The sequence below is a fragment of the Rhizobium sp. 3T7 genome (assembly GCF_020166565.1).
Taxonomy (GTDB): domain Bacteria; phylum Pseudomonadota; class Alphaproteobacteria; order Rhizobiales; family Rhizobiaceae; genus Rhizobium.
In genome coordinates this window covers 134,526-159,939 of sequence record NZ_JAIQXS010000009.1, presented here as the reverse complement: position 1 = coordinate 159,939, position 25,414 = coordinate 134,526, and the positions used below count along the sequence as shown (strand labels likewise).

19 protein-coding genes and 2 pseudogenes are annotated in these 25,414 nt (G+C 61.7%); 6 read left to right on the top strand and 15 right to left on the bottom strand.

Annotation, left to right across the window (positions count from 1 at the left end; all coding sequences use genetic code 11):
* Positions 1–86: 86 nt before the first annotated feature.
* The 6 genes from K9B32_RS15410 to K9B32_RS15385 form a co-directional block, all read right to left on the bottom strand.
* Complete coding sequence (locus K9B32_RS15410; RefSeq protein WP_224563499.1) at positions 87–1,955, bottom strand: 5'-nucleotidase C-terminal domain-containing protein; 1,869 nt, start codon at positions 1,953–1,955, stop codon at positions 87–89.
* Positions 1,956–2,137: 182 nt separating this feature from the next.
* Positions 2,138–2,506, bottom strand: a complete 369-nt coding sequence (gene omp10, locus K9B32_RS15405) for an outer membrane lipoprotein Omp10 (protein WP_007797867.1) — start codon at positions 2,504–2,506, stop codon at positions 2,138–2,140.
* A gap of 170 nt (positions 2,507–2,676) precedes the next feature.
* Positions 2,677–4,128: a homospermidine synthase gene (locus K9B32_RS15400; RefSeq protein ID WP_224563498.1), complete on the bottom strand. Its 1,452-nt coding sequence runs from the start codon at positions 4,126–4,128 to the stop codon at positions 2,677–2,679.
* A gap of 142 nt (positions 4,129–4,270) precedes the next feature.
* A complete protein-coding gene (locus K9B32_RS15395; protein WP_224563496.1) occupies positions 4,271–5,146 on the bottom strand; it encodes a heme-dependent oxidative N-demethylase family protein in 876 nt (291 codons plus the stop codon).
* Between the two features lie 9 nt (positions 5,147–5,155).
* Positions 5,156–5,524, bottom strand: a complete 369-nt coding sequence (locus K9B32_RS15390; RefSeq protein ID WP_224563494.1) for a DUF4440 domain-containing protein — start codon at positions 5,522–5,524, stop codon at positions 5,156–5,158.
* 24 nt (positions 5,525–5,548) lie between these two features.
* On the bottom strand, positions 5,549–5,833 hold the full coding sequence (locus K9B32_RS15385; protein ID WP_224563493.1) for a YciI family protein: 285 nt from the start codon (positions 5,831–5,833) through the stop codon (positions 5,549–5,551).
* A 132-nt stretch (positions 5,834–5,965) separates the two neighbouring features.
* Here K9B32_RS15385 and K9B32_RS15380 point away from each other — a divergent pair, with 132 nt between their 5' ends.
* A complete protein-coding gene (locus tag K9B32_RS15380; protein ID WP_224563492.1) occupies positions 5,966–6,874 on the top strand; it encodes a sensor domain-containing diguanylate cyclase in 909 nt (302 codons plus the stop codon).
* Here K9B32_RS15380 and K9B32_RS15375 read toward each other — a convergent pair.
* From K9B32_RS15375 to K9B32_RS15365, 3 genes are read right to left on the bottom strand one after another with little or no spacing between them, the layout of a single operon-like run.
* Complete coding sequence (locus tag K9B32_RS15375; RefSeq protein ID WP_224563491.1) at positions 6,871–7,494, bottom strand: aminotransferase class IV family protein; 624 nt, start codon at positions 7,492–7,494, stop codon at positions 6,871–6,873. The two genes, K9B32_RS15380 and K9B32_RS15375, sit on opposite strands and share 4 nt — an antisense overlap.
* Positions 7,491–8,651, bottom strand: a complete 1,161-nt coding sequence (locus K9B32_RS15370; protein ID WP_224563490.1) for an aminodeoxychorismate synthase component I — start codon at positions 8,649–8,651, stop codon at positions 7,491–7,493. The genes K9B32_RS15375 and K9B32_RS15370 overlap by 4 nt, the downstream gene beginning before the upstream one ends.
* A gap of 21 nt (positions 8,652–8,672) precedes the next feature.
* Complete coding sequence (locus K9B32_RS15365) at positions 8,673–10,529, bottom strand: M3 family oligoendopeptidase (RefSeq protein ID WP_411969711.1); 1,857 nt, start codon at positions 10,527–10,529, stop codon at positions 8,673–8,675.
* A gap of 208 nt (positions 10,530–10,737) precedes the next feature.
* Here K9B32_RS15365 and K9B32_RS15360 point away from each other — a divergent pair.
* From K9B32_RS15360 to K9B32_RS15345, 5 genes and pseudogenes are all read left to right on the top strand, one after another.
* Positions 10,738–12,001 (top strand): annotated as a pseudogene (locus K9B32_RS15360) (sigma-54-dependent transcriptional regulator); the annotation flags it as partial.
* Between the two features lie 65 nt (positions 12,002–12,066).
* Positions 12,067–12,291: pseudogene (locus tag K9B32_RS29120) on the top strand (helix-turn-helix domain-containing protein); the annotation flags it as partial.
* A 180-nt stretch (positions 12,292–12,471) separates the two neighbouring features.
* Positions 12,472–14,364, top strand: a complete 1,893-nt coding sequence (locus K9B32_RS15355) for a DUF882 domain-containing protein (protein ID WP_224563485.1) — start codon at positions 12,472–12,474, stop codon at positions 14,362–14,364.
* Between the two features lie 172 nt (positions 14,365–14,536).
* A complete protein-coding gene (locus K9B32_RS15350) occupies positions 14,537–15,445 on the top strand; it encodes a LysR substrate-binding domain-containing protein (RefSeq protein ID WP_224563482.1) in 909 nt (302 codons plus the stop codon).
* Between the two features lie 54 nt (positions 15,446–15,499).
* Positions 15,500–16,621: an HPP family protein gene (locus K9B32_RS15345; RefSeq protein ID WP_224563479.1), complete on the top strand. Its 1,122-nt coding sequence runs from the start codon at positions 15,500–15,502 to the stop codon at positions 16,619–16,621.
* Between the two features lie 8 nt (positions 16,622–16,629).
* Here K9B32_RS15345 and K9B32_RS15340 read toward each other — a convergent pair whose 3' ends face one another.
* Genes K9B32_RS15340 through K9B32_RS15315 form a run of 6 tightly spaced genes read right to left on the bottom strand, consistent with a single transcriptional unit; the run spans position 16,630 to position 25,141 of the window.
* Positions 16,630–16,944 carry a hypothetical protein gene (locus K9B32_RS15340; protein WP_224563475.1) on the bottom strand — a complete coding sequence of 105 codons (315 nt, stop codon included), beginning with the start codon at positions 16,942–16,944 and terminating at the stop codon, positions 16,630–16,632.
* Positions 16,944–18,440 (bottom strand): siroheme synthase CysG, encoded by a 1,497-nt coding sequence (cysG, locus tag K9B32_RS15335; protein WP_224563473.1) that lies wholly within the window; start codon positions 18,438–18,440, stop codon positions 16,944–16,946. Before cysG ends, K9B32_RS15340 begins: the two co-directional genes overlap by 1 nt.
* Complete coding sequence (locus K9B32_RS15330; protein WP_224563627.1) at positions 18,412–21,069, bottom strand: nitrate reductase; 2,658 nt, start codon at positions 21,067–21,069, stop codon at positions 18,412–18,414. The genes cysG and K9B32_RS15330 overlap by 29 nt, the downstream gene beginning before the upstream one ends.
* Positions 21,069–21,404, bottom strand: a complete 336-nt coding sequence (gene nirD, locus K9B32_RS15325) for a nitrite reductase small subunit NirD (protein WP_085990691.1) — start codon at positions 21,402–21,404, stop codon at positions 21,069–21,071. Before nirD ends, K9B32_RS15330 begins: the two co-directional genes overlap by 1 nt.
* Positions 21,405–21,408: 4 nt before the next feature.
* Positions 21,409–23,859, bottom strand: a complete 2,451-nt coding sequence (nirB, locus tag K9B32_RS15320) for a nitrite reductase large subunit NirB (protein ID WP_224563471.1) — start codon at positions 23,857–23,859, stop codon at positions 21,409–21,411.
* A 19-nt stretch (positions 23,860–23,878) separates the two neighbouring features.
* Positions 23,879–25,141 carry an MFS transporter gene (locus K9B32_RS15315; RefSeq protein WP_224563469.1) on the bottom strand — a complete coding sequence of 421 codons (1,263 nt, stop codon included), beginning with the start codon at positions 25,139–25,141 and terminating at the stop codon, positions 23,879–23,881.
* Positions 25,142–25,414: the final 273 nt, after the last annotated feature.

Genomic DNA, 25,414 nt, shown 5'->3' with positions numbered 1-25,414 from the left:
CAGCCGGGCTTGGATGGTTCACCCTATAGGAACAAAAGCCGGCCCGGGAAACCCCGGACCGACTTTCAGGATCGAGACAAATCGTCTTACTTCGACGGAATCTGCAGTTCCTTGCCGATCGTCAGGTGGCGCGGCGCCGGCGTGCCGTTGGCCTCGGAGATCTTCTTCCAGAGCGCGCCGTCGCCGTAGAACTGCTCGGCGAGATCCCAGAGCGTATCGCCGGCGGCGATGACGTGGTTGGTCGGCGTATTCGGGGCAAGCGCAGCGGGAGCTTCCGCGGTCGGTGCCGCCGGGGAGGCAGGCGCAGCGGGCGCGGGTTCCGTCGTCGCCGGTGCTTCGGTTCCGGAGGCCGCGACCTCGGTCACGCGACCGTCGGTGTAGGGCTTGTAGGGCGAGTGCGCGGCAATGTACTCGGCCGTCACATCGGCTAGGTCGGGGCCGAAGTCGTAGGCGTTCTTGCCTGCTGTCTCGAAGATCGAATAGCCATCGCCACCGGCACGCATGAAGTTGTTGGTGACGACACCATAGGTTTTCGCGTCATCGAGCGTCACGAAGGCGTCGCCCTCCTTGGCCTCGACCGATACGAGACGGTTGCCGGCGGGCCTGTTCTTGTCGAAGGTGTATTTCAGGCCCGACACCTGTGGAAACCGGCCGGCGCCCTGTTCGATCTGGCTTAGACCGTTTTCCAACGCCTTGCGGATGTCGGCGCCCGTCAGCTGGAAGGTCGCCAGCGTGTTCTGGAACGGCAGAACGGTAATGACTTCGCCCTGGGTGACGTCGCCGGCATCGATTGATGCGCGCAACCCACCGCCGTTCTGGATGGCGATGGTCATGCCCTGGCTCTTGCCGCGGTCGAGCATGGCGTCGGCAACGAGGTTGCCCATCGAGCATTCCTCGACGCGGCAGACAGTGCGGTCACCTTGGATCGGAGCTTCGCTGGAGCCGATGACCTTCTTGCGCAGTTCCTCGATCGGCTTGGCGAGCTCGGCGATCCGGGCGGTGAGTGTCGGATCGGGCGTGAAGGAAGAATCGATCAGGATCGGGTCGCCCTTGGCGTCTTTGACGACGCCGTTGTCATCGAAGGTAACGACGAGGTCGCCAAGATACTTGCTGTAGGACGCGGCCTGGACCACCGGCACCTTGTAGCCGCCGGGATTGTCGACCATCGTCGGGTAGGGGCCCTCGGCCTTCGGATCGGTATTGGACAGCAGGCTATGCGAATGACCGCCGACGACGACATCCACGTCCGGGATCTTGGCAATGGCTGCGAGGTCGCGGGGATAGCCGACATGCGTCAAAGCGATGATCTTGTTGATACCTTGCTTCTTCAGATCTTCGACGGCAGCCGTGATCGTCTGCACGTCGTCGGCGATCATCACCTTCGGGCCGGGCGAGGACAGTTCTTCCGTGTCGTTGGTCACGGCACCGACGACGCCGATCTTCTGGCCGCCGACATCGAGCACCAACGAAGGCTTGATACGGTCGCCGAGCTTGGAGCCGTCGCCGGCCAGGACGTTGGCTGAAATGACAGGGAATTGCACCTTGTCGAGGAAGGTTGCCAGGCCATCCTCGCTGTCGTCGAACTCGTGGTTGCCGACGGTCATCACGTCGAACTTCATGTCATTTAGCACTTCGGCTTCGGCAGCGCCCTTGTAGGTGGTGTAAAAAAGCGAGCCCTGGAAATTGTCGCCGGCATTGAGCAGCAGCACGTTCTTGCCGTTCAGGGCGTCGCGACGCTGGTCGATCGCGGTCTTCAGGCGGGCTGCACCGCCGAAGCATTCCTTCTTGCCCTCTTCCTCGGTGGAGCAGGTGGAGTCGAACTTGTTGATCGACTCGATGCGCGAATGGAAATCGTTGATGTGAAGAATATTGAGTTCGTAATCGGCAAAAGCGGAGCCGCTCGACAGCGCCAGCATCGACGCGGTCAGCAGACCGAACTGAAATGATTTCGTCATCCTGCTCTCCTGATTTCTGGGCGAAGCCTTTGACCCCTGCGCTGCGCCGTCCCTGCGTGATCGATGTTTTCACCTAGCACTAGCGGCGGCAAGAGAAAAAGCTGTGACAGCCTCGGTGCTTTCCAAGAGCAGTAAACAAAAAAGCTCCCCGAAGGGAGCTTTTGTCGTTCGGTGCTGGCGACTTACATGCGGCGGGTCAAGGTAAATTGCGACCCGGCGTCCGAGGTGCAGTTTAGCTGGCTCTGGGTCACCAGCGCGCAGTTGACCTTGGATTGCGTCTTGCGCACCAGCGACGTCATATTGATCTCGACCAGCGACGGAGAGGTGTTCACGTAGGTGCCGGACGCCAGAAGCTGATTGCTGTCGGTCGTGCGGGTGGTGAATGTTCCCGCCTGGAAGGTGGAGATGATGCCGTTCGGATCCGCCCATGAGCCTTCGACGCCAGACGGAGCCGGATTTGCTGCAACCGGCACCGGGCGTGGCGACGACATAGTGCAAGCAGTCAAGGCTGCGGCGGCGCCGACAATGGCAACGAGGGTTCTGATTTTCATAGGCTTCTCCCGGAGATTCGGAGCAAAAACTATCCATGTGGTTGCAGAAAACATGGCGCGAGCACCCAAGGAAGGCAAGGCTGCGTCGAGATGAGACGGCATTTATACAGCAGGCGTTACAAAAATGCCCGCCTTGCGGCGGGCACCTTGGAATGCGGTTCTGGCTAAGATCAGCGAACGAGGATGTTCTTGAACTGCCAGGGATCCTTGGTGTCGATCTCTTCCGGGAAGAGTCCCGGGCGACCGTCCAGCGGCGTCCAGTCGGTGTAGTGGCCTTCGACGGGTCCGAGGTATTGCGTCTGCACCTCGAGGCAGCGCTTGTAGTCGATCTCGTCGGCTTCAACGATGCCGGCGTCCGGGTTTTCGAGCGCCCAGACCATGCCGGCGAGAACAGCGGAGGTTACCTGCAGGCCGGTGGCGTTCTGATAAGGCGCGATGCGGCGGGTTTCTTCCAGCGACAGGCGCGAGCCGTACCAGTAGGCGTTCTTTTCGTGGCCGTAGAGCAGGACCCCGAGTTCGTCGATGCCGTCCTCCAGTTCGTCCTCATCGAGAACGTGGTGCACCGGCTGCGACGTGCCGCCATTGCCGAACATTTCGTGCAGCGACAGCACGGCGTCGTTGGCCGGATGGTAGGCGTAGTGGCAGGTTGGGCGGAAGGTTACTTCGCCGTCCTTGTCGCGAACCGTGAAGTAATCGGCGATCGAGATCGACTCGTTATGGGTGACGAGGAAGCCGTACTGCGGGCCGGGCGTCGGGCACCAGGTGCGAACGCGCGTGTTGGCGCCAGGCTGCTCGAGGTAGATCGCAGCCTTGCAGCCCTTCTTGTGCTTCTTGCCGTTCTTCGGCATCCAGTTTTCGTGGGTGCCCCAGCCGAGCTCGGCCGGCTGCAGGCCTTCCGAGATGAAGCCTTCGACAGACCAAGTGTTCCAGAAGACGTTGAGCGGCTTCGGATGCTTGGTGCGCTGCGTGTCACGCTCGGCGATGTGGACGCCCTTGACGCCGACCTTCTTCATCAGCTTTGCCCAGCCTTCGCGGTCATGCTGATCCGGCTCCTCGAACTTCAGGCCGATATCGTTGGCAAGGTTGACAAGCGCCTTCTTGACGAACCACGAAACCATGCCCGGGTTAGCGCCGCAAGTCGAAACAGCAGTGGCGCCGCCTGGGCTCTTCGCCTTTTCCTTGCGCAGGGTTTCGCGCAACGCGTAGTTGGTGCGGTCGGCGTTCTTCATGCTCTTGTCGAAATAGAAGCCCAGCCAGGGTTCGACGACAGTGTCGATGTAGAGAGCGCCGAGCTTGCGGCAGAGCTTCATCAGGTCGACCGACCCGGTATCGACGGAAAGATTGACGCAGAAACCCTGTCCGCCGCCTTCGGTCAGGAGCGGCTTCAGCAGCTCCTTGTAATTGTCCTTGGTGACATGCGACTTGATGTGCCTCACGCCGTGCTTTGCCATGATTTCGGTGTGATCTGCGTCGTCGCGCGGGTCGATGACTACCATCCGGCTCTTGTCGAACTTGAAGTGGCGCTCGATCAGCGGCAGCGTGCCGCGGCCGATCGAGCCAAAGCCGATCATCACGATCGGGCCGGTAATTTCGGCATATACCGGGTGGGTCTGTTCCGTCATTCTTTTCTCCTGTGGAAGGCGACGAAGGCGATGAGCCTTAAGAATTAGAATTCATCTGAAATGGCGCAGATAATGCGAAGTGACCGGCTCTAACCATAAAACAGCGTCACAATAAAGAGCGTTCGGGCCGGGAACACAAATATCAGGCGGGAAAGAGGGCGGCTGCGAGTGCCCGAAGCTTGGCGGCGAGCTCCGCCTTCTGCAATGTCAGACCTTTATAGGCCGCCTGATGATCATCGAGACTGTCCAGTTGCACCGCGAAGCTTTCGGCAAGTTTGCCGGCGTTCGGATGATGGGCGATCGCCGCAATTGGATCGACGTAGACGCGGATCGTGAAAAGGATATCGCCCGACCTGGGCAGTCTGCGCAGTGTCTGCCGCTCGACCCGCGCAAAGCGCTCGGCGAGCGTAAACGGTTCGGCAGACGGCGGGCGGCGGTGTTTGGAGACCGGGAGGAAGAGATCGTCCGTGACGTTCACGGACCAATTCAGTCGTTCCACTGGCTGCGAGACCCGCAGGTTATCAAAGATGCGGGTGATGAGCGCCGCGTTACGCGTCCCTTTGCCGAAACCGGGCACGTCGGCGTGGATGGCCTGCATCGGACGACCGAACTTTTCTTGCAGTGACCATGAGGAAGGGAAGGCGACGAAGCCGGCAACGAGATGCCAGCCGTCCGGCTTACGCCGCATGATGACAAGATCGTCCTGCACCAGCAGGCCGGCGCGCAGCAGGGGCGGCGCGTCCCGGTTGGCGGCATCGGTAACGCTGTGGGCGAGCTCCGGATGGCATTCTGCAAGGTGAGCCTGCAGGAGATCGAAGACTTCCTGTTGCGCCTTCGCGGTCTCCTCCCCGGCAACGAAAATCTCGTCGCGATGGCTCTCGATCAGTCGTTTCTTCTCGCCGATATAGCGCGCCCAATCGCTATCCGGTTCGATCCAGCGGGCAAGATCGAGCGGCATCAAGCCGATAGTGAACGGGCGGGTGGAGCCGTCATAGGGCGTGTGGGTTAGAAGCGCCATGACAGCACTCTATGCCGTCAATGTCCCTTGATGGAAGACCATCCGCCACCGACCATCGGCATCATACCGCCAGACGGAACTGCGCAGCGATCTGACGGGCGGGCTGGCGGGAACGGTCCGCATCGCCCTGTAGGTGACGAGCGCCAGGTCGGGAGAGAGCAATTGCATCTCGAAATCGGTCAAAGTGCGCGCTGTACCGTCCGACGGCTCAGCGAGTAGGGCAGATATGATGTCCTCATAGAGATACAGGCCACCGGAAGCGCCGATTTCCCGGAATTCTGGGGCAAGAAGGGATTCGAGCGCGGAACGCGAGCTGCGGACTTCCGGCTCGAACAACAGCTGTTCCAGAGATTGAAGGTGTTCACAGAGGTCGTTCATACCGCTGCCACGTTGGTTTGGTGTTCAGTCTTTCAGAATATCCAATCCTGCCGCCGTCGTGGTGATGGCGACCTCGGTGATCTCGTATTCGGCGATGCCATTCACCGTGAACGGGTCTTCTGCGACATAGGCCTCGATTTCGGCGCGCTGTCCGATCGCAAGGACCACGCCTCCGGTGCGCGGTACTTTGCGTCCGGAGGCGAGGAACCAACCTTTTGCATAGCCTTCCCTGACCCAGGCCATATGCGGCTCCATGTGCTTGTCGGCTTCCTCGTTCGGCTTCACATAGGTTAGGGCGAGGATGAACATCGCAGAATTTCCTTTCAGGGTGTTACGTTCCGACGCATGTGAATATTCAATTGGCGCGGAGCCATCCATACTCTTTTCAGAATTCTGCTCCAAAGTGCGAACCGTTAATGTCAGCACGCCCGGAATAATCGGATGAACCAGATCTCTGAGCGGCTTGCCGAATTGCAGGAAGACAGTGGCGTCCTGATTGCCCTTTACGATCAGGAAGACCGACTGCGCTATGCAAATTCGGCGTTTCGTTCGACCTACGCCATCGAACCCGATGAAACGCCTTTGTGGTCGGAACTGATGCGGCGCAATACGCGCGCCGGCAAGGGGACAATCATTCGCACTGCCGATTTCGAGGTGTGGCTCGTTTCCGCGCAGTCGCGCCGCGGCAAGCTGCCATTTCGCGCTTTCGAGACGGACGTCGTCGACGGGCGCTGGTTCTGGATGACCGAGACAGTGCAGAAAGATGGCTGGATGCTCTGCATTGCCAGCGACATCACGCATCTGAAGCAGAGCGAACGCGATGTCAGGCAGGATCGCGATTTTGCGCTGCGGGCCTCGCAGACGGATGAGTTGACGAGTATTTCCAACCGTCGTTTCATGATGGCGGCGCTGGAAAGCCTGATTGCACGTCAGGGGTCCGCCAATGCAGGCGTCGTCGGCTGCATCTGCATCATCGACCTCGACTTCTTCAAGCGCATCAACGACATCTATGGCCACCAGTTCGGCGACGATGTACTGATCGATTTCTCGCGCCGCGTGCAGCCGGTCATCCGGCGACGCGACAGCTTCGGGCGGATCGGCGGCGAGGAATTCATGCTCATCCTGCCGGATACGACGCTGGCGCAGGCGGAACTGATTATCGACCGTATCATCAGAATGGTGCGTGGCGCTTGTCCGATACCGACCGTGCCATCCTTCTCTTATACCTGCTCGGCGGGATTGGCGGAGCTGCGGCCAGGCGAGACGGTGCGCGAGGTTTATGCCCGTGCGGACGAGGCCTTGTATAACGCCAAGCAGAGCGGCCGGGATCGGCTGAAGATCGTGGCCTAGACGAGCCGGGCCGGGATCAGCCCGCGTAGCGAGTTGCCCATATAGAGTTTTCCGGTTGTCAGATCTTTCACGCAGATGCGTCCAATGCGTGCCTTGCGCTGGCAGATCAACTCGGTGCGCAATACACCTGCGAGCAAGCCGCAGGAAATTGGCGGCGTGCGCAGCATTCCCGATCCGTCGTCGAGAAATATGGATGTGATCGTGCCTTCGCAGACGTCGCCGCGTTCGTTCAAAAGCAAGACTTCGTCGGCTTCGGAAGCCGGATGTTCGGCCCGCGCGGTCTCGTAAACATCACGGCGCGTCGTCTTCAGCCGCAGCAGTTTGTCGGCGGAATCGAGACGGGTTTCGGCAATCCGAACCTTCCATTCGGTGCCAGCCGGGGTCGGCACGAAGGGAGCCGAGGTCACCTCGACCCGCCCCAGCCGATCAAGCGTCAGCCGCATACGCAGGGCAGTTGTGGCGCCGGTAACGGTCTCCTCCAATTTCGCGGCAGCATTCGCAGCGTCGGGAAAGCCGATACGGCGGGCGGAGCGGGAGAGGCGCGCAAGATGCAGGCGCAGCCTGATGAAGCCAACCTCCGGTTCCCATCGCAGGGTTTCGATCAGCGAGAAGTCGTTCATCGAGCGATCTCCTGATCGCCGATCGCAAACCGCGCCTTCAGAAGGCACTCTTCGTATTCGGCCTCGGCGGTGGAATCGAAGACGATGCCGCCGCCGACGTTGAAGACCGCCTTGCCACCGGCAAACAAGCTGATGGTGCGGATCGCCACCGAAAAGCGCATGACGCCGCCGGGCGCAATCATGCCGATCGCGCCGCAATAGGCGTCGCGTGGCGCGTCCTCCAGCGTGTGCAGGATCTGCATGGCGCTAAGCTTTGGCGCGCCGGTGATCGATCCGCAGGGAAAAAGTGCGGCGAAGATATCGCGGATCGTTAGATCGGGGAGGAGTTTCGCCTGCACATGGCTGACCATTTGGTGCACGGTGGGATAGGTCTCGATGTCGAAGAGCTTGGGAACGTCGAGCGTTCCGACCTCCGTGATGCGCGAGATATCGTTGCGCAGCAGGTCGACGATCATGCGGTTTTCGGCCTGGGTCTTGATGTCCTCGCGCATCGCGGCAATGATCACTGCATCTTCGGCTTCGCTCGCCCCGCGTTTTGCCGTGCCCTTCATCGGATGCGTTTCGATCCAACCTTCCTCGTCCGTGCGGAAGAAGAGTTCGGGGGAGCGGGAAAGGAGGATCGGGCCGCCAAGATCGACAAGCGCGCCGTATTTCACCGGCTGCCGTTCGATCAGCGACCAGAAGGCGGCGCGCGGGTCGCCGCTGCAGTGGGCGGTGATCGGCATGGTGAGGTTCGCTTGGTAGCAATCTCCCTGGCGCAGATGCCAATGCAGGCGCTCGAAGCGCTCCTTATAGGTAGAAAAATCCCAGCCGGCTTTGGGTTCGCTCAGGAATTCGTCATTCTCGCTGCGGTGCTCGGGCTGGGCGAGGGGATGGGTGTCAGGCTGCGGGCCATCGAAGACGCCAAAGGCGAGGAGCGGCGTTTCGCGACCTTCCTGCAGGAAGTTCGCCAGCTTTTTCTCGAAGAGGTAGCCGGCTTCATAGGGCATGTAGCCCGCCAGCCATTTGCCGGCTGCCTTTGCCTCTTCCATGCGGGCAAGTCCAGCAAAGAACTCACTCCCCGTCCGGGCAATGATGATCTCCGACGGGTCGGAAAAGAGCATCACTTGCCCGGTCGTGTCATCCCGGAACAGAACGTGGCGTTCAGCGTTGGTCATGTCTGCCTTTGGATCGAGAGCCTATGCGCTCTTATCAAGCGCTTCCAATTCGTCGATCAGCCCTTCGATCATCGACAGCCCCTTGCTCCAGAACGACGGATCGGTGGCATCGAGGCCGAACGGTTTCAGGAGCTCCGAATGATGCTTGGTCCCGCCGGCCTTCAGAAGCTCGAAATACTTTTCCTGGAAGCCCTTGTCGGCCTTCTGGTAGACGGCATAGAGCGAGTTCACCAGGCAGTCGCCGAATGCGTAGGCGTAGACGTAGAAGGGCGAATGGATGAAGTGCGGGATGTAGGCCCAATAGGTCTCATAGCCCTCTGAAATCTTGATCGCCGGCCCGAGGCTCTCCGACTGCACGGAAAGCCAGAGTTCGCCGATGTCCTCCGACGTCAGTTCGCCGGCCTTGCGGGCGGTGTGAATCTTGCGTTCGAATTCGTAGAAGGCGATCTGGCGCACGACTGTATTGATCATGTCCTCGACCTTCTGTGCGAGCATGGCCTTGCGCTCACGCTTGTCCTTCGTCGTGTCGAGGAGGGCGCGGAAGGTCAGCATTTCACCGAAGACGGAGGCGGTTTCCGCCAGAGTGAGCGGCGTCTGGCACATCAGGGCGCCCTGGGCGCCAGCCAGAACCTGGTGGACGCCATGACCGAGCTCATGAGCGAGTGTCATCACGTCGCGCGGCTTGCCGAGATAGTTGACGAGCACGTAGGGATGCGCCGACGGGACCGTCGGATGTGCGAAGGCGCCCGGCGCCTTGCCGGGGCGAACCGGCGCGTCGATCCACTGTTCGTCGAAGAAGCGCTTGGCGATCGCAGCCATCTCAGGCGCGAAGTTGCCGTAGGCGGAAAGGACGGTGTCCTTCGCCTCATTCCAGGAGATGATGGCGTTAGAGGTTTCCGGCAGTGGCGCGTTGCGGTCCCAGAAGTTCATCTGGTCCATGCCGAGCCACTTTGCCTTCATTTTGTAGTAGCGGTGCGCGAGGCGCGGATAGGCTTCCTTGACCGCGGCGGCCAACGCATCGACCACTTCGCGCTCGACGCGGTTCGCAAGATGCCTGCTATCGGCGATGTCATCGAAGCCGCGCCAGCGGTCGGAGATGTCCTTGTCCTTGGCGAGCGTGTTGGTGATGAGGGTAAAGGTACGCAGGTTCTCCTTGAACGTCTGCGCGAGCGCCATCGCGCCCTTGCGGCGGACTTCGGGGTCCTTTTCCTGCAACATGTTCAGGGTGACTTCCAGCGGCAGCTTTTCGCCATCGACGTCGAAGCGCAGTTCCGTCATCGTCTCGTCGAACAGGCGATTGAAGGCCGCGGCCGAGGTCATCGACTTTTCCAGGAAGAGCTGCTCCAGCTTGTCCTCGAGCTGGTATGGCTTGTCCTTGCGCAGATCGACGAGCCACGGGCGATAGTGGCCGGCATCCGGGTCATCAGCCATGCAGGCATCGATGACGGCGTCGTCGATGCGATTGAGTTCGAGCGAAAAAAACAAGAGATGGCTGGAGAACTCGGTGATCTTCGCCTGGGCGTCGCCATAGAGCTTGCCGTTTACCGGGTTTGATGTGTCGGAGAAATAGGTGAGGCCGGTAAAGGAGCCGAGGCGGCCGATGATGTCGTCCAGCGCCTCGTACTCCTTCAGCGCCTGGCCGATGCCCTCGGTGCCCGTCTTGGTCGCGGCGTGGGCAAGCTTGCCCTTCCACTTCGCTTCGAAGGCGATCGCCTGCTTGCCGGCCTTCTCCATGTCGCCGGTGAAGGCCGTGGACGTCGCGGAAGGGTAGAGGTCCTGCAATTTCCAGGTCGGCAGGTCGCCGAGCGCGGCATCCGTCGCGGAGGCAGCAGAACTTGCCGAAAAATTAATGGCCGTGCCGGAGAGCGTGTTTTTCATCATCGGGGTCCTCTTCCTCTTTTGCGACAGGCTTGACTGTCTAGGCGCCTAAAGGCTTGGCATCAAGGGGCTTTCGGCTGCCGATAAGCTCCGTTTCGGGTCGGATTTGGCCCCGCCGCAAACGTTAAAATGCAATTGTTTCTCAAAACTGGATGTTCAAGCCTTTCTGCCAGAGTGCTTCTCAGGTTTCGCATGAAGTGAGGCAGCAATGACCGGTTACAATGAGCTCAAGGGTGCAGCGCAGATTCTTGTCGTCGAGGACGACCCGATCCAGCGTCGGCTGCTCAAGAACGCGATCGAGCGTCACGGCCACGTCGTCCATCAGGCGGAAAACGGCCGGATCGGCCTGGAGATGGTCAAGAGAGGCAGCGGCCTTTACAACATTATCGTTCTCGACCTGATGATGCCCGAGATGACGGGCCTCGAATTCCTCGAGGCACTGCACGAATTCGGCACTCATGTTCCGGTGATTGTCCAGACGGGGCAAGGCGGTATCGAGACTGTGGTGCAGGCGATGCGTGCCGGCGCCTTTGATTTCGTCGTCAAGCCGGTTTCTCCCGAGCGGATCGCCAACTCGATCTGGAACGCCCTGAAGCTCGACCAGCGCGAGGTCAAGGCGCGCGCCGGTCGCCGGTCGCGTTCCGGCTCGGTCGGCTTTGACGACATCGTCTCGGCAAGCCCGGCGATGATCCGCGTCATCGATCTGGCACAACGCGCCGCGCAGTCGAATATTCCCGTCGTGCTCGAAGGCGAGTCCGGCGTCGGCAAGGAATTGGTGGCCCGCGCCATCCAGTCCGGCAGCGACCGGTCCGGCAAGCCATTTGTCACGGTCAATTGCGGCGCCATTCCGCACAATCTGGTCGAAAGCATCCTCTTCGGTCACGAGAAGGGCGCGTTCACAGGGGCAACCGAGCGCCACATCGGCAAGTTCATGGAAGCCGATGGCGGTACCATCTTCCTCGACGAAATCGGCGATCTGCCACTCGAGGTCCAGGTCAAGCTGCTGCGCGCGGTGCAACAAGGTGAAATCGAAACCGTTGGTGCGCGCACGGCGCACAAGGTCAATGTCCGCCTGATTTCGGCGACCAACAAGGACTTGATCGAAGAGGTCAAGAACGGCCACTTCCGCGAGGACCTCTATTATCGCCTGAACGTCTTTCCGATCACCATCCCGGCGCTGCGCAAGCGCAAGGAGGACATTCCGCACCTGGTGCGGGTCTTCGCCGAGCGCTTCTCCAGCGAGCAGAAGGGCGGCCAACGAATGTCGGTGAGCTCCAGCGCGCTGGCCCTGCTTACCGCCTACGACTGGCCGGGCAACATCCGCCAGCTCGAGAATGCGATCTTCCGCGCGGTAGTGCTGGCCGAGGGGGGCGAACTGACCGAAGCAGACTTCCCGCAGATCGCGGCGCAGCTGCCAGAATACGAGGTCGTCGATCACCTGGCGCTGGTCGCCGACAACACGCGTCTCGACCGACAAAACAACCTCTCAACCGCCGATTACCCGGCTCACCAGGCCAGCGTCGAAGAGGCGGTCGCACGAATCACGGAGGCGCCTGATAACGCGATTGCGAGCACAAATCCTGCTGGAGACGTACGAAAGCTTGCGGATGTGGAGGAGGAACTGATCCGATTCGCCCTTAAATTCTATCGGGGGCAGATGAGTCAAGTGGCCCGAAAACTGGGCATCGGACGATCCACATTGTATCGAAAACTCAAGGATTATGGCATAGATCCGGACAATCCGCAGAAAGACGCCGCATAAATCGCCTAAATTAACACTCCGGCAATCATCTTTTGTTACCAATCATAAACCACTTGTTAGCGGCCTGTTCATTATGTAAGGAAAAGGTTGATCACGTGTGGCATTTTTGCCATCGTGTGACCGCATTTAACAGCCAACGGTGTCAAAGAGGGACCATCGGCTGTCTGACGGGGATTGAGTTTGCCGGATCTGAATGGGAATACGAGGCCTTCGCGCTTGAACGGGCGCACTAGGTACACGGACCTTTGCGGAAAGGTGTTTAGGACGGCGATAGCCGCCCTTCTCGCACTCGTTGTTTCGTCGCCGGTTCTGGTCAGCTCGCCTTCCGAGGCGGCCGGCGAAACACGCAGTCTCAAGCTCTATTTCATTCACACCGGCGAAAAGGCCGTTATCACCTACAAGCGCAACGGCCGGTACGATCCGAAGGGTCTCCAGCAGCTGAACCGATTCCTTCGCGACTGGCGCAAGAACCAGCCGACGAGAATGGACCCCCGCCTTTTCGACCTTATCTGGGAGGTCTACCGCCAGAGCGGCTCGCGTGACTACATCAACGTTGTCTGCGGCTTCCGTTCGCCGGCCACCAACGCCATGCTGAAGGGCCGCTCACGCAATTCCGGCGTTGCCGAAAAGAGCCAGCATATGCTCGGCAAGGCGATGGATTTCTTCATTCCTGACGTCAAACTCGCCACTTTGCGCGGCATTGGCATGAAAATGCAGGTCGGCGGCGTTGGATTCTATCCGAAATCCGGCTCTCCCTTCGTTCACATGGATGTCGGCGGTGTTCGCGCCTGGCCGCGCATGAGCCGCGAAGAACTGGTCCGGCTTTTCCCGAACGGCAACACGATGCACATCCCCTCGGATGGTCGTCCGCTGCCGGGTTACGAGCAGGCCGTGGCCGATTACAAGCGCCGCGTGAGCTCGTCGCAGGTACAGATGGCAAGCTCCGGCGCTTATACGGGCTCGTCATCGAGTGACCAGCCCAAGCACAAGACGCTGTTTGCAGCCCTGTTTGGGGGCGGCGCCGATGAGGCCGAAGACAGCTCCGATGATGATAGCAGCGCAGCAGTGGCGGTCGCCAAGGCGTCGCCGCCGAAGGTTGACATGCCAAACGCCGCCGATCCCGGCGAGCAAGCGCCCGCGCAGGCTACTGAAGTCGCAAGCGTAAACGCGCCGGTTCCGCAGGTGCGTCCGGCGTTCGCCAATCAGCCAGGCGGTAGCGAAATGGCCAGCGCCCTCGTCGCTCCGCAATCCGGAAACGCAGCGCAACAAGCGCTTTCTACAGTGACCGAGCAAGGTCAGCAGCAGTTCGCGGATCTCAGCGCCTACAGCGTACCGGTTCCTTCTCTGCTCGGACCGCGCCGCGCTCCGGGCGACGCGGAAGTCGCTTCGGCCGATCCGTCTGCGATGACGGGGAATCTCGCAGCGGTTCCGACGCCGGCTGAACGACCGGCGCTTGCCGAAAAGCTTCTGGCAGCGGCGAATGCCGATGCTGAAGCAAAAGACGACGTGGCAGACCAGGAGGATACGCTTTCTCCGGCCGTTGCCGATGCCCTTGACCAGCAGAATGGTGATGGCGACCGTCAGGTCGCGTCCAACCAGCCGCCGGTCACGAGCATCGAGCAGGCTATTAACGCGGCAACGCCGCAAAAGGTTCCAAGCGAGAAGCCGCCGTTGCAGCTTGCCGCTCTTGCTCCCACCACGAAGTCCGCAAGCTTCGGCGATGGCTTCGATGCACCGAATCCGACCGACTCGAATGGGCTGTCGCAGGGCCTGCCGACCAAGGGCGGACGCCCGACGAAGCATGAGGCCGCAGAAGCCGACGCCAGCCGCGCGACGATTCGCACCGAGCCGAAGCTGACGCAGAAGATCATCTCGCAGTGGGCGCTTACTAACTCCCGCATGGAAATGGTCACCAAGCCGGTCAAGGCGCCGCGCTTCGTCAGTCAGACGCTTCGTGCCCAGCCGACTTCGGTCTATGCCGAAGGCTTCACCAAAACGGCCTCCATCGATCCCGGCCGCTTCAGCGGCAGCGCGGTCAACTTCATGGAAGTGCGGAAGTTCGACTCGAACTGAGGCGGACAAGGAAGAATTTGAAAGAGCCGCCGGAGCGATCCGGCGGCTTTTTTGTTTTGCGGACTGTGGCGGAAAGTCGCGCGGTGAGGTGCGGTTTCGGCACAAGCGTGGCGTTGATTTTCATTTCCATATCGAGAATATGGAGCCTATTGTATTCTCCACAAGTGAAGATATGGATCTGTCGTCAATCGAAATTTTTAAGGCAGTCGCATCGCATTGCAGCGTCACGAAGGCTGCGGCGGCGGTAGGCCGTGTACCGTCGAATGTCACGACGCGCGTCCAGCAGCTCGAAGAGGATCTCGGAGTGGCGCTGTTCTGTCGCGACGGCAAGAAGATGTCGCTGACGCGCGAAGGCTCGATTTTCCTGTCCTATGCAACGCGTCTTGCTGACCTGGCAGAGGAAGCAAGGCAGGCTGTGCGGCCCCTGGCGGCATCGGGCATCCTGCGTGTCGGAACGATGGAAAGCACCGCCGCAAGTCGGCTTCCTGACGTCATCAGGCGGTTTGGATCGCTATGGCCTGACGTCTCCCTGCAACTGACGATGGGGGCGACACGGGAGCTCATGCTGGGCGTGCTGGCCGAAGAGCTGGACTGCGCATTGGTCGCCCGGCCGCCACAGGCTTCGCTCGACGAGACGCGCTATGCCGATCTCGACCTCGGCAGCTTCGATGCACGGCGCATCTATGTCGAGGACCTCGTTCTCGTCCTTCCTCCGAAACACCCCGACGTCAAAGCCGCGGCGGACCTGCGTGTTCGGACACTTGCAGTGATGGAGCCAGGGTGCACCTATCGCCGCATGGCCGAGGAGTGGGCACAGGACGCCGCCTCGCTGCGCACGCTGGAGCTCGGTTCTTATCATGCGATCCTCGCGAGCATTGTCGCCGGCAATGCCTTTGGTGTCATGCCGCGCTCGGTGTTCGATCTGCTGCGCTGGCCCTTCGATATCGTCACCCGCGAGATCGGCGCGGTGGAAACGTTTCTCGTGCGTCGAAAGGGCGACCGATCGGATTCGTTCGAAGCCTTTCACGATGTCCTTATTGCCTCGCGGGGCAGGGACGGCCCCTCACTTCCAAGCGGCTGACCTTGCATCCTTCTCTCAATCAAGACGCTTCGTTTCACAAACTGCCGGTTCGTCATGTCAAATTCCAGCAATCCCAACACCGATCCCGGTCGGCGCCTCCGTCTCCGCCTGTTTTCGCCGATCCTCGCCGGTGCCACGCTGCGCGAGCGCATGCTTGCGTGCCTTGGTGCGCTGATCGCGATCGCGCTGACTGGCATGGTCTGCGGTTACTTCTTCGGGCAGGGCTCGCACCTGCCGCTGATCGTTGCGCCGATGGGCGCTTCGGCGGTGCTGCTTTTCGCCGTGCCGGCTAGTCCGCTTGCTCAGCCGTGGTCGATCATTGGTGGCAATACGATATCCGCCATGATGGGCATCATCGCCGCACACTTCATCCATGAGCCGATCATCGCGATCGGCGTCGGCGTCTCGCTGGCGATCGGCGCTATGTCGTTCACCCGCTGCCTGCACCCGCCCGGCGGCGCTGCGGCGCTGACCGCTGTGCTGGGTGGTCCGGCTGTTGCAAGCTGGGGCCTGCTCTTCCCCTTCGTGCCGGTAGCCCTGAATTCCTGCATCCTGGTGGCGCTCGGCATTCTCTTTCACAAGCTCGGACGGCGAAACTATCCGCATGTGGCCGCTTCCGCGCCGGTCAATAAGCATCAGACGATCGATCGGCCGTCCGCTGTGCGGATCGGCTTCCGCGAGGAAGATGTGGACGCGGCGCTGGCGAAGTTCGAGGAAACCTTCGATATCGATCGCGGCGACCTCAGTCGTTTGCTGAGGCAGGTCGAGGTCGAGGCTGCCGTTCGTTCGCACGGCACCGTCAGCTGCGCCGACATCATGTCGCGCGACGTGATCGCGGTGGGCGAGAACGCCACGGCGGAAGAGGCGCGCGCGCTGCTCCTGAAACACAATGTCCGTACGGTGCCCGTAAAGGATAGCAGCGGGCGATTGGTCGGCACGGTGGGGCTGCGGGAATTGATGCAGGCCGAGCGGCTTGCCGATCACATCGCGACGGCCGCGACCGCTTCCCCGGATGCGCCTGCCATCAGCCTGTTGCCTGACCTGACCGACGGGCACACGCACGCAGTCGTCATTGTCGATGACGGCGACCACGTGCTCGGGCTCATCTCGCAGACGGATCTGCTGAGCGCCATGGCTCACCTGCTGCCGGAACAGACGACGCGAAGCGCCGCGTGAAATGCTAGCTAGAAGACAGTGGCCAGGCCGAACTGCAGGTAGGCGGCCAGGCTGAGCGTGGACAGCGACACGGCGAGCGGCGGCGCTGGCGTCCGCATCGTCCAACCGAGAAGCGGGCCAAGCGCCGCGATCAGCATGCCGAGCCATGGCCCGTTGCCGGCGAAGGCCAATCCGAGGGCGGAGAGATTGACCGCGCTGGCGATCATGGTGAGCGGGGCGGTTGTTACGGCATCCGTTCTGGGGCTGAAGATGCTGATGAAGCGCGGCCAGCTGAGGGCGATGGCGAGAACCAGGAAGACGGGAGCGATCGTCTGGAGTTGCATCAGCGCGCTCCGACGGCCAAGCGGAAATAGCCATCGAGATGGCCGACCTCGCCGGTGCCGCTCTGGCGTGCCGCAAGCGCGCTGCCGACAGCGATCAAGACAGGATTGTCATAGCCGATTTCCTCGATCCCAGAGGCGACGGTTGAGAGTGTGCCGTGCCAATCGCGCTGTGTCGACCGGCTGACGTCGCTGATGATGATGGCCGGCGTTTCAGGCGACAGGCCTTCTTCGATCAACCGATCGGCGATAAGCGGGGCCGTCCTGCCGCCCATGTAAAAGACGGTCGTCGTATGCGGATCGGCGACGGTGGCCCAATCGACATTGGCCGGCAGCCCGCCATGCCGAGAATGGCCGGTGATGAAGCGGACCGATTGCGCGTGGTCGCGGTGCGTCAGCGAAATGCCGAGACGGGAGGCCATGGCGCTCGCGGCCGTGATGCCAGGAATGACATCGACCGGAATGTTCTCGCGATCGAGATGGGCAATTTCCTCACCGGCGCGGCCGAAGATCATCGGATCGCCGGACTTCAGGCGCACGACACGTTTGCCTGCCTTGGCGAGCCTGACCATCATGTCGTTGATGTCTTCCTGGCGGCAGCTCGTGCGGCCGCCGCGTTTTCCCACCAGCATGCGCTTGGCTTCACGTCGGGAGAGCTCCAACACCTCGGTCGAAACCAAATCGTCGAAGAGGATCACGTCGGCCGCCTGCAGGGCGCGCACGGCTTTCAACGTCAGAAGTTCCGCATCACCGGGGCCGGCGCCGACCAGCGTCACACGACCTTTGGAGTGGGCGGGCGCTTCCCGAAGCCGCTCGGCCTCCTCGACAAGCAGCCCGCGGACGCCCTCCTCCGGCGTATCCGAACTTGAAAAGGCGCGATCGACAAACTTCTCCCAGAAGGCGCGGCGCAAGGGGCCGGGTGCGAGCCGCTCATTGACCGTCTCTCGCAGCAACTGGGCCAGTTCCGCCCAGCCCTTCAGCGCTCGCGGCAGCAATGTCTCGATCCGCCGGCGAATCGCCTGGGCAAGGATCGGTGCCGCGCCATCCGTTGAGATTGACACAACAACCGGCGAGCGGTTGACAATCGAGCCGAACTGGAACTGGCAGAAGGCGGGCTTGTCTATGACATTGACCGGCACGCCGGCTATGCGGGCGGCGTCGAAAAAGGCTTGGGCTTCATCCACCTCCTCGCAGTCGGCGATGGCGATGGCGGCGCCGGCGAACATCGCTTCGTTCCATCCGTGGCAATGATGGATGAAACCGCCCTGAGGGTGTTCGGCGCCTCGCAGGATCAGTTTGTCGAAGGTGTCGGAAAGCTCGTCTGCATAGATATGGACTTCCGCGCCGCATGCGGCGAGAAGCTCGGCCTTCCAGGCGGCGGCATCGGATCCGCCGGCGACGATCACGCGCTTGCCTTCGAGCGCCCAGAACACCGGCAGCTTGGCAAGCGGCTCCATGCGGGCGGGTGTTTCACTCCGCGGCGGCTGCAAGACATCCATCGATGATCCCCCTGATCTCGGCGCGGCAGGAGCCGCAGTTGGTTCCGGCATTGAGTTCCTTGCCGACGGCTTCGACGCTGTGGCAGCCGCCGCGAACGGCAGCGACGATCTGGTTGACGCCGACGCCAAAGCAGGAGCAGACGGTGGCGCCCGGATCAGGCTTGTCGGCACCCGGGCGACCGGCGACGAGAGCGAAGCGCTTGCGCAGATTGGTGTGTTCGGCGGTGAGCTGGGAGATCGCCCAGTTGCGGGCGACGGCCACCGGTTCGCGCGCCAGGAACAGGGCCGCAAGCAGTCGCTTGCCGTCGAAGAAGGCGAGCCTCAGATCGCCAGACTGCTGGTCGGCATAGCCGAGTGGTTCGACGTCGTCAGGGATAGCGAAAGTGGTGCGGCACCATGCGCACCAGTCCTCGATCGGCCGGTCGAAGGCGAGCTCCACCCGCCACCCGCCTTCGGCCTTTGCCAACGCCCAATACGCGGCATCGAGATTGTCCGGCTTGGCTTGGGAGACCGCAAAGCCGTAGCGCGCCGCTTTGAAGCGTTGGGCAGCGACTGCGACATTTTTCGAGGCGGGTTGGCCCGAGAGAGCGTCGGTCAAAGGCGCGACGACGACGTCGATGCGGGCCTTGGCGGCAAACTGATCGTTCCAGTGCATCGGCACGAAAATACTGCCGCGGGCCTGGCGCTCCGTGATCAGGGCGCGAACCACGGCCGTGCCGTGTGGGCTTTCGATCTCGACAAGATCGGCATTGCCGACGCCGATTTCGATCGCGTCACGTGGATGAAGCTCGGCGAAGGGCTCGGCGATATGGGATGAAAGCCGCGCACTTTTACCAGTGCGCGTCATCGTATGCCACTGGTCGCGGATACGGCCGGTGTTCAACGTGAAGGGATAGTCGGCGTTGGTGCGATCCGAGGCGACCGGTTTGACGGCGATGAAGCGTGCCTTGCCGTCGGCGTGGTAGAAGCCGCCCTTGGCGAAAAAGCGGGTCACATCAGTTTCACGGCCCGCCGGCTGCGGCCACTGAAAAGGGGATAATTCGTCATAAGACTGACGGTTCATGCCGACGTATGCGCCGATATCGAAGTCGCGATTGCTGTTGTTCTCGAAGGCGGAGAGGGCGGCGTGTTCGTCGAAGATCTCGGCATTGGAGGCGAAGTCGAAGGCTTGGGAAAAGCCCATCCGTTTGGCCACCTCGGCAAGCTGCCACCAGTCGGCCCGGGCTTCTCCGGGCGCATCGAGGACGGAGCGCTGGCGGGAGATGCGACGCTCGGAATTGGTCACCGTACCGCTCTTTTCGCCCCAGCCGAGCGAGGGCAGAAGGACGTGCGCGTGACGCGCGGTATCGGTGTCCTTCAGGACGTCGGAGACGACGACGAAGGGACAGGCCTTGATGGCGGCCTCGACGGCGTCGGCATCCGGCATGGAAACGACCGGGTTGGTCGCCATGATCCAGAGCGCCTTGATCCGTCCGTCTGCAACGGCCCTGAACATATCGACCGCCTTCAGGCCCGGCTTTTCGGCAATCGTCGGCGCACCCCAGAAGCGCTGGACGCGGTCGCGATCCTTGGCGCTTTCGATTGCCATGTGGGCGGCCAGCATGTTGGCAAGCCCGCCGACCTCGCGCCCGCCCATGGCGTTCGGCTGGCCGGTGAGCGAGAAGGGTCCCATGCCGGGCCGGCCGATCCGGCCGGTGGCGAGATGACAGTTGAGGATGGCGTTGACCTTGTCGGTGCCCGACGAGGACTGGTTGACGCCCTGGCTGTAGCAGGTGACGACCTTCTCAGTCGTGGCAAAGAGGCGGTAGAATTCGCGAAGCTGCATGGCTGGCAGGCCGGTCAGTTCCAGCACCTCGTTGAAAGCGACGCCCGACGCAGCCGTAAAAGCCTCGGCAAAGCCGTTGGTATGTTCGGCAACGTAGTTCTGGTCGATGGCGTTGCTTGCGATCAGATGCTCGAAAAGGCCGACAAAAAGAGCGACGTCGCTGTCCGGGCGGATGGCGAGGTGCAGATCGGCGATATCGGCGGTCATCGTGCGCCGTGGATCGATGACGACGACTTTCATGCCGGGGCGTGCTGCTTTGGCGGCGGCCAGTCGCTGATAGATGACCGGGTGGCACCAGGCGAGGTTCGAGCCGGTGAGGATCACCAGATCGGCGAGCTCCAGATCCTCATAGGTTCCCGGCACGGTATCCGAGCCGAAGGCGCGGCGGTGGCCGGCGACGGAGGATGACATGCAGAGCCGCGAATTGGTGTCGATGTTGGCCGAGCCGATGAAGCCTTTCATCAGCTTGTTGGCGACGTAATAATCTTCGGTCAGCAGCTGGCCGGAGACGTAGAAGGCAACGCAATCGGGTCCGTGCATCGCGATAGCATCCGAAAATCGTTGCGCGACGAGGTCAAGCGCCTGTCCCCATTCCGCCCGCTCCCCCGAAATCTCCGGATGGAGAGCGCGCCCGTCGAGATCGACGGTTTCGCCGAGCGCCGAGCCCTTCGAGCACAGCCGCCCGAAATTGGAGGGGTGGTCTGGGTCGCCCTTGACGGAAACCTTGCCGTCGTCTGCGACCTTGGCGATGACGCCGCAGCCGACACCGCAATAGGGACAGGTTGTCTTGACCTCTTTTTCCATCATTCGGCCGCCATCATCAGGCTTTCGAGCGCGATGAAGAGGGCGCCGTTTTCGTTGCGCACCGGGATGGTCCGCACTTCGCCCTCATCGGCGCCCAGCGCCTTGCCGGTTTCGAGCGAGATCACCCAGTTATGCAGCGGGCAGGTGACGGCCTTGGCATGGACGATGCCCTGGGAGAGCGGCCCGCCCTTATGCGGGCAGTGGTCCTCGATGGCGAAGATCTCGTTTTCGGCCGTGCGGAAGACGGCGATCTTGCCCTGGGGTGTCTTCACGCAGCGGGCCCCCCGCAGCGGAATTTCGGAGATGTCGCCGATTGCAATCCAATTCATGTCCATCTCCTTACTCAGCGGCCTGCGGGTAGCCGATCGTCGCCATCGGCTTGAACTCATGCTTGTCCTTGCCGGAGACGCGCTCCGACCAGGGGTCGACCTGGGCGAATTTTTGCGAGAAGACGAAGCGGTCGTAATAGGCTTGGCGCTTTTCGGCATCGCCCATGATCTGGCGGCGGATTTCGTCCAGGCCGACACGCTTCGCCCATTTGTAGATGCGCTCGAGATAGCGGGCCTGCTCGCGGTACATCTGCGTCAGCGCCACGATATGCTCCAGCGCTTCGTCCTCGGTCTTCACGAGGCCGAGAACCTCGGTGCCCTTGATGTCGAGACCGGCAGCACCGGCGAAATGGATCTCGAAACCGCTGTCGACGCAGATCACGCCGATGTCCTTGCAGGTCGCTTCGGCGCAATTGCGCGGGCAACCCGAGACCGCCATCTTCAGCTTGGCCGGCGTCCAAGACCCCCACATGAACTTCTCGATGCGGATGCCGAGGCCGGTGGAATCCTGCGTGCCGAAGCGGCACCAGTCGGAGCCGACGCAGGTCTTCACCGTGCGCAACCCCTTGGCGTAAGCCTGTCCGGAGACGAAGCCGGCTTTGCCGAGATCGGCCCACACGGCCGGCAGGTCTTCCTTCTCGATGCCGAGCAGGTCGATGCGCTGGCCGCCTGTCACCTTCACCATCGGGATTTCGAACTTGTCGACGACATCGGCGATGGCGCGCAGTTCGTTGGAGTTCGTGACGCCGCCCCACATGCGTGGAACGACGGAATAGGTACCGTCCTTCTGGATATTGGCGTGGACACGCTCATTGATGAAGCGCGACTGGTAGTCGTCGGCATACTCGTCCGGCCAGTCGCAGACGAGGTAGTAGTTGAGAGCCGGACGACACTTGGCGCAGCCGCACGAGGTCTTCCATTCGAGTTCCTGCATGACGGCAGGAATGCTCTTGAGGCCCTTGGCCTTGATCAGGCGGCGGACGTCGTCGTGGCCGAGTTCGGTGCAGGTGCACATCGGCTGGACGGCGGCCGGGTTGTAGCTGTCGCCGAGGGTCAGCGTCATCAGCTTTTCTACGAGGCCGGTACAGGAGCCGCAGGACGCGGACGCCTTGGTGTGGGCACGCACGTCGTCCAGCGACGTCAGGCCCTTAGCTGTGATCGTCGAGGTGATCTTGCCTTTGCAGACGCCGTTGCAGCCACAGATTTCCGCGTCATCCGGCAAGGCTGCAACGGCCGCCATAGGGTCCAGCGGCGACCCTCCCTGATAGGCCTGACCGAAGATCAGCGTTTCACGCATCTCCTTGATATCGGTCTGTTTCTTTTTCAGATCGTTGAACCAGGCGCCATCGGCGGTTTCGCCGTAGAGCACGGTGCCGATGATCCTGTTGTCCTTCAGCACGAGGCGCTTGTAGACGCCGGCGGAGGCGTCGCGCAGCACGATCTCCTCGCGGTCGTCGCCATCGGCAAAGTCGCCGAGCGAGAAGAGTTCGATGCCGGTGACCTTGAGCTTGGTCGGGGTGTCTGAATGCACGAAGGCGGCGGAGCGGTCGCCCGACAGATGCGAGGCGGCGACGCGGGCCATCTCGTAGAGCGGTGCGACAAGGCCGTAGACCATACCGCCAACTTCCGCGCACTCGCCAAGCGCCATGATGCTGCCGTCCGAGGTCTGCATGCCATCATCGACGACGATCCCGCGGTTGACGGCAATGCCGGCATCCTTTGCGAGCCCGACACTCGGGCGGATACCGACCGCCATGACGACCAGGGTTGCCGGAATGATGCGGCCGTCGTCGAGCTCGATGCCCTCGACTTTGCCGTTGCCGACGATCGCCTTGGTATTGGCCTTGGTGATGACCTTGATGCCGCGTTCTTCAACGGCCTTCTGTAGGAGATAACCGGCCGCCGGATCGAGCTGGCGCTCCATCAGTGTCGGCATGACGTGCAGGACGGTGACGTCCATGCCGCGCGACGCAAGGCCGGCCGCCGCTTCGAGGCCGAGCAGGCCGCCGCCGATGACGATCGCTTTCTCGCGCGACTGGGCGGCAAGCAGCATCGCCTGCACGTCGTCGAGGTCGCGGTAGGTAATGACGCCGGGCAGATCCTTGCCGGGCACAGGGATGATGAAGGGCACCGAGCCGGTGGCAATCACCAGCTTATCGTAGCTTTCAACGACGCCGTGATCGGAGGTGACCGTCTTGGCGGCACGGTCGATCGCAACGATCTTGTGGCCTTTGTAGAGCGTAATGCCGTGCTTGATGTACCATCCATCGCCGTGGATGATGATCTCTTCATACTCCTTCTCGCCGGACAGAACCGGCGAAAGCATGATGCGGTCGTAGTTGACGCGCGGCTCGGCGTTGAAGATCGTGACCTGATATTGGCCCGGTGCCTTTTCGAAGAGGTGCTCGAGCATGCGCCCGGGCGCCATGCCGTTGCCGATGATGACAAGCCTCTCAGTCATAGTTTTCAGGTCCTCAAAATCAGGTGGCAGCGACGGCTTGTGCGGAGAGGCCTCGGCGGTCGAGCTGCCTGACCGACAGGTGCATCCAGACCAGCGAGATGACGACGATCGCGAAGAGCAGCATGAAACAGCTCGACCAAAGGCCGGTCATGTCCTTCAGGAGGCCAAAAGCGATCGGCAGGATGAAGCCGCCAAGGCCGCCCATCATGCCGACGATGCCGCCGACCGCGCCGACGCTTTCGGGGTAGTAGGCGGGGATGTGCTTGTAGACGGCAGCCTTGCCAAGGCTCATGACGAAGCCGAGGGCAAAGATGACGACGATGAAAACACCAGGCGTGATCCCGAGTGCGGAGCCGGTGCCGGCGGCCGGGAGCGAAAGGATCAAGGTTGCCACAGCAGACACGGCAAACATGACGTACATGACACTGCGAGCGCCCTTCTTGTCGGAGAGGACGCCGCCGAAGGCGCGGAAAATGCTGCCCGGAATGGAATAGGCGGCTGCGACAATGCCGGCGACGCCCAGATTGAAGCCGTAGACACCAACCAGATAGCGGGGCAGCCACAGCGACAGCGCAACGAAGCCGCCGAAGGCGAAGAAGTAATAAAGCGAGAAGCGCCAGACTTGGGCATTCTTCAGCGGTGCGAACTCCTGCAGGAGGCTCTTGGAGGCGACGCCGCGCTCGCGGCGGAGGCGGAAGGACGGATCATCCGTCGTGGTGAACCAGAAGACGATCGCCATCAGCGCCAGGCCGATGGCCCAGATCTGGGCAACGGCCTGCCAACCCCATGCAATCAGGATGAACGGGGCGGCGAACTTGGTCACAGCAGCGCCGACATTGCCGGCGCCGAAGATGCCAAGCGCTGTTCCCTGCCTTTCCGCCGGAAAGAATGGCGAAACGTAGGCGACGCCGACCGCGAAGGAACCGCCGGCAAGCCCGACGCCGAGGCCGGCAATCAGCATCTGCGTATAGGTGTGGGCATAGGAGAGGAGGAAGGTCGCCACGGCGGCGGCCAGCATGGTGAGCGTGTAGACGAGGCGGCCACCATAACGGCCGGTCCAGATGCCAAGCACGATGCGGACCAGCGAACCGGTCAGGACTGGCGTGCCGACCAGCAATCCGAACTCGGCCTCGTTCAGGCCAAGGTCCTGTTTGATGCGGATGCCAATGATCGCGAAGATCGTCCAGACGGCAAAACAGAGGGTGAAGGCAATCGTGGACATCCACAATGCCTTGGCTGGTTCGCCGGCGGACATGGACTGCGTACTCTTGATAACAGACATGGCTTCTCCGGGGCCCGACAAGGTCGTGCCGATCCATCGCTAGGGGTTAAAAACAAAAAGCCGCTGGTCAGGGCGCAGGCACCTGAGGTGCGCGAAATATCCTGATCAGCGGCTTTGCTGTGAGCGCCCGTCGTTGGACGCCGAATTCGTGGCCTCGTGGCCCGCCTATAGCTAAGCAAGAGCCGTGCCAGTTTATTCAAGTGTTTGTTTTTTAAAGATTAAGATCGACACCGCAAATCGGGAGGGCATCTCTGCATCAGGGCATATGCAGCA